The organism is Porphyromonas sp. HMSC077F02 (assembly GCF_001815465.1).
In the GTDB taxonomy this organism is placed as follows: Bacteria; Bacteroidota; Bacteroidia; order Bacteroidales; family Porphyromonadaceae; genus Porphyromonas_A; species Porphyromonas_A somerae.
The window spans coordinates 42730-53290 of the sequence record NZ_KV820686.1 but is presented as its reverse complement, the minus strand read 5'-3'; the positions used below and the strand labels follow the sequence as shown (position 1 = coordinate 53290).

Sequence of the window (10561 nt, the reverse complement as noted above, 5' to 3'; positions counted from 1 at the left end):
ACTGCCGTATCACACGAAATGTCGGATGAACCAATTTTATTAAGCTGATTATGGTGAGCCTTATCGCTTCGACCGCTTTTGTGTCGGCAATGGCTCAGCAACTAACTTCCCCTAATGGGCGACTGAAGAGCGAATTTGCACTCACCGCCGATGGGCAGCCAACTTACACCCTTACCTACGATGGTAGAGAGGTGATCAAGACTAGTAAGATGGGCTTTTATCTGCTCAATAATAAGGAGGGCGACCTCGTGAATGGCTTTGAGATTGTAGGCAGCGCCACAAGTAGCCTAGACGAGACTTGGACCCCAGTATGGGGCGAGGCGGATAGCTACCGCAATCATTATAACGAGCTAAGGGTGGATCTTCTGCAGAAGGCTACTGACAGACGTATGAGCATCCGCTTCCGTCTCTTTGATGATGGTTTGGGCTTCCGCTATGAATTTCCTTCGCAGAAAAACTTGATTTACTTCACCGTAAAGGAGGAGGCGACTGAGTTTGCGATGGCTGGCGACCACACCGCGTGGTGGATTGCTGGCGACTACGATACTCAGGAGTTTAATTATACCGAGAGCCGTCTGAGCGAGATCCGCGGTCTTTACGACAAGGTATTCCAATACAACGCTTCGCAGCAAGACTTCTCAAAGACTGGCGTGCAAACTCCACTTCAGCTCAAAAGCCAAGATGGTCTATATATTAATATCCACGAGGCCGCACTGATTGACTTCCCAGCGATCAACCTGGAGCTAGACGATAAGAATATGGTTTTCCACACCCACCTCACTCCAGATGCTACTGGGGCAAAGGGGCATGTGCAGACCGACTTCAATACCCCATGGCGTACGGTGATCGTGAGCAACGATGCTCGTGATATCCTTGCTAGCAAATTGGTCTACAACCTCAATGATCCTTGTGCTTATGAGGATACCTCGTGGATTAAGCCAATGAAGTACATGGGGGTATGGTGGGAGATGATTACTGGTGCCAAGAAGTGGAGCTACACCGATGACCTCTTTAGTGTACAGCTCGGCAAGACCGACTACTCTAAGGTGAAGCCTCACGGCCAACATGGTGCTACTACCGAGAATGTGATGCGTCACATCGACTTCGCTGCTAAGCATGGCATCAAGGGTCTTTTGGTAGAGGGCTGGAATGTTGGTTGGGAGGATTGGTTTGGACACCAAAAGGACTATGTCTTTGACTTTGTTACTCCTTATCCCGACTTCGACCTCGTTCGTATCCGTGAGTATGCCAAGGAAAAGGGAGTGGATATGGTGATGCACCACGAGACCTCTAGCTCTATCCGAAATTATGAGCGCCACCTAGATAAGGCGTTCCAATTTATGAAGGATAATAACTACCACGCTGTGAAGACCGGCTATGTAGGTGATATCGTGCCATTTGGCGAGCACCACTACGGTCAGTGGCTAGTAAACCACTATCTATATGTAGTGAAGAAGGCAGCTGAGCAGAAGATTATGGTCAACCCTCACGAGTCGGTACACATGACGGGCCTTAGCCGTACTTATCCCAACCTTGTTTCTCAGGAGAGTGCCAAGGGTCAGGAGTTCCAGACGGGGGGCAACCCACGCAATCACCTTACCATCCTTCCATTTAGTCGATTGATTGGTGGTCCAATGGACTACACCCCTGGTATCGTGATGTTTGAGATGAAGAAGCTCAATCCAGATAATCCTAACTGGGTACAGACCACTATTGGCAATCAGCTAGGTAGCTACCTCACTATGTATACGCCACTACAAATGGCGGCCGACCTACCTGAGCACTACGAGGCACAGATGCCTGCCTTTGAATTTATCAAGGAGGTGCCAGTAGAGTGGAGCGAGAGCAAGTACCTGGAGGCGGAGCCTGGCCGCTATATCACTGTAGCTCGTCGCGAAAAGAATAGCCGCAATTGGTACCTCGGTAATGTAAGCGGTGTGCCAAGAGTCTCTTCTATCAAGCTCGACTTCCTAGAGCCTGGCGTAAAGTATGAGGCTAAGATCTGGCAGGATGGCAAAAAGGCCGCTGTAGAGACCAATCCATACGATTATACCGTGACCACAAAGCGAGTGACCAGCAAGAGCACCCTTAAGCTCAATGCTGTAGAGGGTGGTGGCTTCGCAGTGAGCATCAAACCGATTAAGTAATTAATAAGCACATATACTTATGAAGCAAATAACCAATAAACGATGGCTAGGCTGGCTCTGGGCGCTACTACTCCTAGTAGCCCCATCGGCCTCAGCATTGGCACAGACAGTGAGTGGTATCGTAAAGGATACCACTGGTGAGACACTCATAGGTGTCACCGTCCAAAATCTAGACAAGCAGGGCGTTGGAGCCCTCACCAACCTTGATGGCGAATTCACTATCAAGGCCGACAAGAGCGACCGACTACAGTTTTCGTACGTCGGCTACAAAACCATCGAGCTCAACCTCGCTACTGCTACCTTCCCCCTAGAGGTGACCCTCCACGAAGATGTGGAGATGCTAGAGCAGGTGGTGGTGATTGGTTATGGTACGGCACAGAAGAAGGACCTTACCGGTTCCATTACCACTGTGACCGATGCCAACTTTAAGAAGGGACTTATCAGCACCCCCGACCAATTGATCTCGGGTAAGGTGGCTGGTGTGCAGATCGTCTCGGGAGGTGGTGCCCCAGGTGCTGGCTCCAAGATACGTATCCGTGGTGGTGCTTCGCTCAATGCTAGTAATGACCCACTAGTAGTGATTGACGGTGTGCCACTAGAGGGTGGTACCATGCCAGGTGCACCTAGTGCCCTCAGCTCTATCAACCCAAATGATATTGAGAGTATGAACGTGCTGAAGGATGCCTCCGCAACTGCTATCTACGGTTCGCGCGCTTCCAACGGTGTCATCATCATCACCACTAAGAAGGGTAAGCTAGGGCAGAAGCTGAGCATCAATGCCTCTACCCGCTTCTCGGTAGCCACGCCAACTAATTTTGTAGATGTACTCACTGGCGACCAAGTTCGCGAAGTAGCTAAAGCGAGTGGTAATTCTAGCTTTATCAACGCTGTAGGCAAGGAGAACACCGATTGGCAAAGAGAGATCTACCAAAATGCTATTGGCACTGATAATAATATCAGCATCGCAGGATCTACCTCGTGGCTACCTTACCGCGTATCGGTAGGGTACTACAATGAGAATGGTATCCTCCGCACAGATAATATGCAACGTCTTTCGGGAGACCTTTCGCTCAATCCTCGTCTGCTTAATGGCGACCTCGCGATTGACCTCAACCTTAAGGGAACTCAAACCCGCAATCGCTACGCCGATCGTGGTGCAATTGGTGCCGCTGTGAGCATGGACCCTACTCACCCAGTAATGAGTGACGACCCCCAGTTTGCACCTTTTGGTGGCTACTGGTTCCTCACTGGCCTATCAAAAGATGGTGAGCTGATTCCCCGCAATCTAGCTCCTTTGAACCCATTGGCGATGCTCAATGATAAGGAGGATAAGGCCACGGTAAATAGAGTGATCGGTAATGTGAAGTTTGATTACAAGCTTCCTTTCCTTACCGGATTGAGAGCTAACCTCAACCTCGCTTATGACTATGCCTCTTCCAATGGCACTATTTTCATCCCTACCCACTCTATGCTCTCCTATACCAATCAGGAGGTAGGCAAGGGCGGATTGGATAATATCTCTAAGCAGGAGAAGATTAATAAGCTACTCGACTTCTACCTCAACTATCGTACCGAGGTGGCGAGCATCAAGAGCACTTTCGACCTGATGGCTGGTTACTCTTACCAAGACTGGCTCACCAAGGTATACAACTATGCAGATAAGACGGCAGGTGGTATTGAGTACAATAAGCCTGTCTTTGATACCGACCTTCCTCGCAATACCCTACTCTCTTTCTACGGACGCCTTAACTATGCTTTGATGGGTCGCTACCTATTCACCGCTACAGTGCGTGCCGATGGTTCGAGCCGTTTTGCTAAGGAGAACCGATGGGGTATCTTCCCCTCTTTTGCTTTTGCATGGAGGATCAAGGATGAGTCGTTCCTAAAGAATGTAGAGGCCGTTAGCGACCTGAAGCTACGCCTAGGTTACGGTGTGACCGGTCAGCAAGATGGCATTGGCAATTATAGTTACCTCGCCTCTTATGCCCTTAGTGGCAACCAGAGCCAGATGCTTCTTGGCGACAAGTGGTACCATATGTACAAGCCACTCGCCTATGATGCCAATATCAAGTGGGAGCAGACTGCGACCTCCAATATCGGTCTTGACTATGCCTTTGTAGACAGTCGCATCTCGGGTAGCGTGGACCTTTACCAGAAGTACACCAAGGATCTACTCAATGAGATTGACATCCCTGGTGGAGCGAACTTCTCCAACCGACTCCTCACCAACATCGGAGAGATTGAGAATAAGGGAGTAGAGGCAACGCTCAACGTAGTGCCTATAGAGACAGAGGATTGGTACTGGAATATGAGCTTCAACGTGACCTACAACAACACAAAGATCAAAAAGCTCACCCTCACCCACGACCCCAACTATCTAGGCGTACCTACAGGTGGCATAACGGGCGGTACTGGCAATAACATCCAGATACACTCCGAGGGATATGCCCCAAGCTCATTCTTTGTACACAAGCAGGTATACGACGAAGCGGGCAAACCTATTGAGGGGCTTTATGCCGACCTTAATGGAGATGGCGTCATCACCGATGCCGATAAGTACCGACTGGGCGACCCTGAGCCAAAGGTTTACATGGGTCTCAGCACCTCGGTAAGCTATAAGCAGCTGACCCTCTCCGCCGCACTACGTAGCAGCATCGGCAATTATGTCTACGACAATGTCTCTGCTCATAGAGGTAATGAAGCTGCCATCTTAAACACCCTCGGATGGGTAGAGAGTGGCGCTGTAGATTATTACAACACTGGCTTTAAGAGGCCAAGGTATCTATCAGATTACTACATCAAGGATGCCTCTTTCCTTAAGATGGATAACATTACCCTAAGCTACGACTTCGGAAGGGTCTTCAATGAGCAAGTGGGTATCCACCTCAGCGGTACGGTACAAAACGTCTTTACCATCACCAAGTACAAGGGGCTAGATCCAGAGATTGGCAATGGTATCGACTACCAGTTCTACCCTGTACCTCGCACCTATTCACTTAGTCTTGGTCTCACCTTTTAATTCGCAACAATTGATATGAAAAGATATATAAAAGCATTATGGCCACTACTGGCTATCGCACTGCTCTCCACCTCTTGTATCAAGGACTTAGATCGCTTCCCCACCAACGACGTGACGAGCGTGAAGGTCTACGAGACTGAGGAGGGCACCATGCAAGCCCTCGCCAAGGTATACGGTGCGTGGGCACTCACCGAGGGTGATGTAGCAGGCGTAGATGATGGATTTACCGGATTTACTAGAGGCTTTTACAACCTCCAAGAGCTCCCTACCGATGAGGCTAAGTGCGCATGGAACGACGAGGCCGTAAAGGGGCTCAGCGATATGTCGTGGGACCCCAATACTGGCTTTATCGCAGGGCTCTACTACCGCTCCCTTATCCAGATCAAGTTTGCCAATGAGTACCTCAATAACGTCGGTAGCTCTCCGCTAAGTGCAGAGCTCAAGGAGCAGACCAGTGCCGAGGCACGATTCGTCCGTGCCTTCCAGTATTGGGTGCTGATGGACATCTTTGGCAATCCTCCATTCATCACCGAAGAGGATAAGGCCAGTAAGGATGCCCCAAAGCAGATCAAGCGTCCAGAGCTCTTTAAGTACATTGAGGGCGAGCTACTAGATATTGAGGGGAAGCTACCTGAGAAGGTCGGCTATGCACGTGCCAACAAGCACACCGTGCAGGCTCTCTTGGCACGTCTTTACCTCAATGCAGAGGTCTACACTGGTACCCCTCGCTACAAGGAGGCTGCTGACTATGCCGAGAAGGTGATCAACGGAGGCTATTCACTAGCCGATAACTACCGATTCCTTTTCAATGCCGACAATCACAAGATGACCCAAGAGATTATCCTCGCCATTCCTTTTGATGGACAAAAGGCTCAGAGCTGGTCGGGAGCTACCTTCTTCGTAGCGGCATCGTACAATAATGATATTGCCGAAGCGGTCAAGGAGCTCGTTCCAGGTGGAGTAGGCCTCAATAGCACTTGGGGTGGCAATAGAGCCACACCTACCTTTGGCAAGCTATTTGATGCCAAGGATAACCGACACCTTCTGATTCATACTACCGACCACATGGACAACCTTACCGACTTTGAGCAAGGGGTACATGTCTATAAGTATGTCAATACCACACAAGACGGTCAACCTGGTAGTCACAATGACTTCGGTGATAGCGACTTTCCACTCTTCCGTCTCCCCGAGATGCTACTCATCTATGCCGAAGCCTCCGTTCGTGGTAGCGCCGATAAGGCGAAAGGGGTAGAGTACTTCAACCGTGTACGCCAGCGTGCAGGGGTTGATACCAAAAGTAGCCTTACCTTACAGGATATTATCAATGAGCGAGGTCGCGAGCTATATTGGGAGGGTCACAGACGTACCGACCTGATCCGCTTCAGTCTCTTCACCACCGATAAGTATCTATGGGAGTGGAAAGGTGGAGCGAAGAATGGCCGTGCCGTATCTAACAACCTCAACCTCTACCCACTACCTAGCAAAGATATGCTAGCCAATGTCGAGAACCTAGTGCAGAATCCTCAATAATGACCTTATATGATGAATAGAAAATACTTTAAGATAGGGTGGCTACTGCTTCCTTTGCTACTCGTAGGGATATCAGCCTGCGAGCGAAGCAATGCCGATAATCCAGTGCTACCCAATATTAGCAATGCCAAAGCCCCAGTCCTTCATCTCGGCAAGGAGATGACGAAAGAGATCGCCATTGACCTTGATAACCTCGGGGTACTAGAGCTCACTTGGGACGCTGCCAACCTTGGCGAGCAGATCCCAGTCAACTACACCCTTACTGCTACAGCAGGCGATAAGAGCGTAGAATTTCCAACCACTTCAGGAAGTAACAAGGTGGAGATCGACCACAAGACACTCAATGAAAAGGCACTTGGCGAGCTAGGCCTAGAGGTAGACAAGAAGGCAACGATTACCTTCGTCGTCACCGCTAGCCCACTACTCGACTCTGGTGCCCCTGAGATCAAAGATGCCACCGTCTCCTCAGCTCCACTAGAGATTACCCTCACCCCTACTAAGCCAAAGTTCCCCGAAAAGCTCTATATGATTGGGCAGGAGTTTGGCGGTTGGGATTGGGCTTCCGATGGAGTGGTAGAGATGACCCCTGTAAATAGCCACCCAGGTATGTTCTGGGCAGTTCGTCACATCGCTGATCCTGCTAGTGGCTTCAAGTGGAATACCACTCGTGCTTGGGGAGGCGACTTCAATAGCCTTGGCAATAATGTAGGCTTCACCACACCCGATAACGCCAATGTAGATAAGGCTGGCGTCTATATGTTCTTCGTGGATTACACCACCAAGACCATCACCATCGAGCCAGCTAAGGTCTTTGGTATTGGCGATGCCTTCGGTAGCTGGGATGCTGGCAAGCACCCATTCGTGGCCGAAGGTGGTAAGATGGTAGCAACCACCACTGGTGCGGGTGAGCTACGTATCTACGCAACCACCTCTGCAGCCAGCGTCGATTGATGGCAGATGGAGTTCATCATCCTCCAGGGCAAGATCGCCTACCGTGGCACAGGAGGTGACCAAGAGCGCGTACCAGTAACTGCTGGTCAAAAGGTAACCCTCGACTTCAATGCCAGCGTAGGGTCCATCAACTAACCCATAGCGACTATTCACTTAAAGTCCCAGCTAAGCCAACACCGCTTGGCTGGGACTTTTCACATCAAGAAAGTACAATGACCAAAAAGATATACACCCTACTGCTCCTCCTTGTGGCAGTGACAGCACAAGCCACAGCACCCGTTATCCGGAATATTGCGCCCCACTTTTGGTGGGCAGGGATGGAAGAGCCACAGCTACAGCTCCTCCTCCATGGAGATAAGCTAGCAGAGTATCAAGTGACCCTCTCCACTACAGAGGTAGAGCTCCAAGAGGTAGTCACCCTCCCCAACCCCAATTACCTACTCCTTTACCTCGACCTCCAAGGAGCCCAGCCACAGACCTTTAATATCCAGCTCACCAAAAGCAAAGAGTGCTTCAATATCCCCTACCAGCTAAAGGCAAGGGAGGAGGGCTCAAGAGAGGTCGAAGGCTTTGATAGCTCCGATGTCCTCTACCTAGTGATGCCCGACCGCTTCGCCAATGGCGACCCCACCAACGATGCCTTTCCTCACTTCCAAGAGTCTACCATAGACCGCTCACACCCCTTTGCTCGCCACGGTGGCGACCTCAAAGGCATCAGCGATCACCTCGATTACCTCTCCGACCTTGGCATCACCGCCTTGTGGCTCAATCCAGTACAGGAAAATGAGATGCCCTTCGGATCGTACCACGGCTATGCCATCACCGACTACTACAAGATTGATCCCCGCTTTGGCAGCAACGAAGAGTTCAAGTCACTCGTCAGTGCCGCTAGAGAGCGTGGTATTAAAGTAGTAATGGATATGATCTTCAACCATTGTGGCACCCACAACTACCTCTACCAAGATATCCCCTCCAAAGATTGGTTCAATTACAAAGGGGAGTTCGTCTCCACCAGCTACCGCACCGCCACACAGATGGACCCCTACGTTACCCAAGGGGACTTCAAGAAGGCAATAGATGGTTGGTTCGTGGCGTCAATGCCCGACTTCAATCAACGCAACCCACACGTACTAAAGTACCTGATACAGAGTAGCATCTGGTGGATTGAGTATGCCGGTATCAATGGCATACGGCAGGATACCCACCCCTTTGCCGATTGGGACGCTATGGCTGCGTGGGTACAAGCAGTCGAACGAGAGTACCCTCGCTTTAATATCGTAGGGGAGACATGGTTCTACCACAGTCCGCAGATCGCTTATTGGCAAAAAGATAGTAAGCTCGCCGCTCCTCGTAATAGCCAGTTACGCACCGTGATGGACTTCCCGCTTTACCTTATAATGCAGGATACATTCGGAGGCGAGAAGGAGAGCTCCAAAGGCTTTAGCCAGCTCTATGAGTACCTCGGTCAGGACTTCATCTACGAAGACCCACACCACCTACTAATCTTCCTCGATAATCACGATACCTCCCGACTTTTCAAGCACGATAGCTTGGTGGCACTCGATAGGTACAAGCAAGCCCTTACCCTTCTCCTCACCATGCGGGGCATTCCTCAGATCTATTACGGCACCGAAATATTGATGACGGCCGACAAGGCAAATGGCGACGGCTCCCTCCGCCAAGACTTCCCCGGCGGGTGGGCAGAGGACCTTCGCTCCGCCTTTACAAGAGAAGGACGGAGCCATCAGCAGAATGAGGCTCTAGACTTTGCTACAAAACTCCTACAATGGCGCCGCCACAGCAAAGCAGTTGCCTACGGTAGCCTCCGCCACAAAGACCCCGCCACCAATCATATCTACGGCTACACTCGCCAATACCACGGTGAGGAGGTCGTGGTGCTATTCAATACCACGCAACAACAGCAGACTGCAACCCCCGAGTGGCTTAGCGACCTCACCACCTCCACCTCTCTACGCGACCTCATCACTGGAGAGGGCATCCATCTCACTGCACCCATCACCATTCCACCTCTCGGAGTATTACTCTTGACCAACACCCATTAGTCAAAGTTCCTAAAGGTGCTAGTCAGAGATTACGCATTAGATAGGTTTGTCTGGCATTAATTGGAGTAGAACCTCGGCAGAGGTCCCTCTTAAATAGGCACAGGTCGGAGGGGCGTTAGCCCTGAACGACCTGTGTGCAAGAGCACATGTTCTACCTCCTTGACCCCGGCTGAGGGGTCAGACCTAGAGATAGGGTTGGTCCGACCCCTCGGCCGGGGTCGCAAGGGTATTTGCAACTATCTATACACAGGTCTTCGGCACTGCGTGCCTTGACCTGTGCCTATTTAGCACGGACCTCTGCCGAGGTCCTTATTCATAGCCCCCTAAAAACCATATGGCAAGATCTTTCTAATACGTAACCTCTGCGGAGGCTATTGACACTTTTGTCCAATAGAGATATTATCACTAGGTTTGCAAAGAGTCCTGATTCCAGATAGGTCACCTCGGCGAGATTGATTCGCCGTTGGCCTATTTGGGTTGGGGCTCTTTTCAGATATAAGGTAAGCTAACGCCGTAGGAGTAGAAAGGCTATCTACCGTATCTCTATTGATAATATGAGGAGTTCGCCGCCCTCACGGTCAGGCTTGCCTTTTTCCCTTTCTTCAGGGAGACAAATAAAGCCCACGACCCCTTGTAAGTGTGGGAGGGTATGGCAACCTATTTCAGGAATTACTGTAAGAATCATCGGATCGTAGCTCGAAGGGGTTGCACATTGGTATCATAGGTAATCGTGGATATGCAACCCCTTCGGGGTAGAATGATTATGGTGCACTGCCCACCCAAGCTTCTCCTTCAGGTTCGCTACGCTCACCCTCAGGGGGAAGCTTGGGTTATTAGGCCATGAAACC

6 protein-coding genes are annotated in these 10561 nt (G+C 50.6%); all 6 read left to right on the top strand.

Annotated elements, in window-relative coordinates:
* The first annotated feature begins 50 nt into the window (after nucleotides 1-50).
* The 6 genes from HMPREF3027_RS08110 to HMPREF3027_RS08090 all read left to right on the top strand — a co-directional run bounded on the left by HMPREF3027_RS08110 (nucleotide 51) and on the right by HMPREF3027_RS08090 (nucleotide 9713).
* Nucleotides 51-2147, top strand: coding sequence for a glycoside hydrolase family 97 protein (locus HMPREF3027_RS08110; RefSeq protein ID WP_070707992.1), 2097 nt, complete (start codon nucleotides 51-53; stop codon nucleotides 2145-2147).
* 19 nt (nucleotides 2148-2166) lie between these two features.
* On the top strand, nucleotides 2167-5166 hold the full coding sequence (locus HMPREF3027_RS08105) for a SusC/RagA family TonB-linked outer membrane protein (RefSeq protein WP_070707990.1): 3000 nt from the start codon (nucleotides 2167-2169) through the stop codon (nucleotides 5164-5166).
* Nucleotides 5167-5181: 15 nt separating this feature from the next.
* Complete coding sequence (locus HMPREF3027_RS08100) at nucleotides 5182-6699, top strand: RagB/SusD family nutrient uptake outer membrane protein (protein ID WP_070707987.1); 1518 nt, start codon at nucleotides 5182-5184, stop codon at nucleotides 6697-6699.
* Between the two features lie 9 nt (nucleotides 6700-6708).
* The gene (locus HMPREF3027_RS08095; RefSeq protein WP_083317566.1) at nucleotides 6709-7650 is read left to right on the top strand and encodes a SusF/SusE family carbohydrate-binding protein; all 942 of its coding nucleotides are present in this window, start codon (nucleotides 6709-6711) and stop codon (nucleotides 7648-7650) included.
* A 6-nt stretch (nucleotides 7651-7656) separates the two neighbouring features.
* On the top strand, nucleotides 7657-7785 hold the full coding sequence (locus HMPREF3027_RS09805; RefSeq protein WP_256374364.1) for a SusF/SusE family carbohydrate-binding protein: 129 nt from the start codon (nucleotides 7657-7659) through the stop codon (nucleotides 7783-7785).
* 77 nt (nucleotides 7786-7862) lie between these two features.
* Nucleotides 7863-9713, top strand: coding sequence for an alpha-amylase family glycosyl hydrolase (locus tag HMPREF3027_RS08090; protein ID WP_070707983.1), 1851 nt, complete (start codon nucleotides 7863-7865; stop codon nucleotides 9711-9713).
* Nucleotides 9714-10561: the final 848 nt, after the last annotated feature.

What these genes read in the sequence shown, in the direction of transcription:
- HMPREF3027_RS08110 (WP_070707992.1), top strand. Translation starts at nt 51, where the DNA reads ATGGTGAGCCTTATCGCTTCGACCGCTTTTGTGTCGGCAATGGCTCAG.
- HMPREF3027_RS08105 (WP_070707990.1), top strand. Translation starts at nt 2,167, where the DNA reads ATGAAGCAAATAACCAATAAACGATGGCTAGGCTGGCTCTGGGCGCTA.
- HMPREF3027_RS08100 (WP_070707987.1), top strand. Translation starts at nt 5,182, where the DNA reads ATGAAAAGATATATAAAAGCATTATGGCCACTACTGGCTATCGCACTG.
- HMPREF3027_RS08095 (WP_083317566.1), top strand. Translation starts at nt 6,709, where the DNA reads ATGATGAATAGAAAATACTTTAAGATAGGGTGGCTACTGCTTCCTTTG.
- HMPREF3027_RS09805 (WP_256374364.1), top strand. Translation starts at nt 7,657, where the DNA reads ATGGAGTTCATCATCCTCCAGGGCAAGATCGCCTACCGTGGCACAGGA.
- HMPREF3027_RS08090 (WP_070707983.1), top strand. Translation starts at nt 7,863, where the DNA reads ATGACCAAAAAGATATACACCCTACTGCTCCTCCTTGTGGCAGTGACA.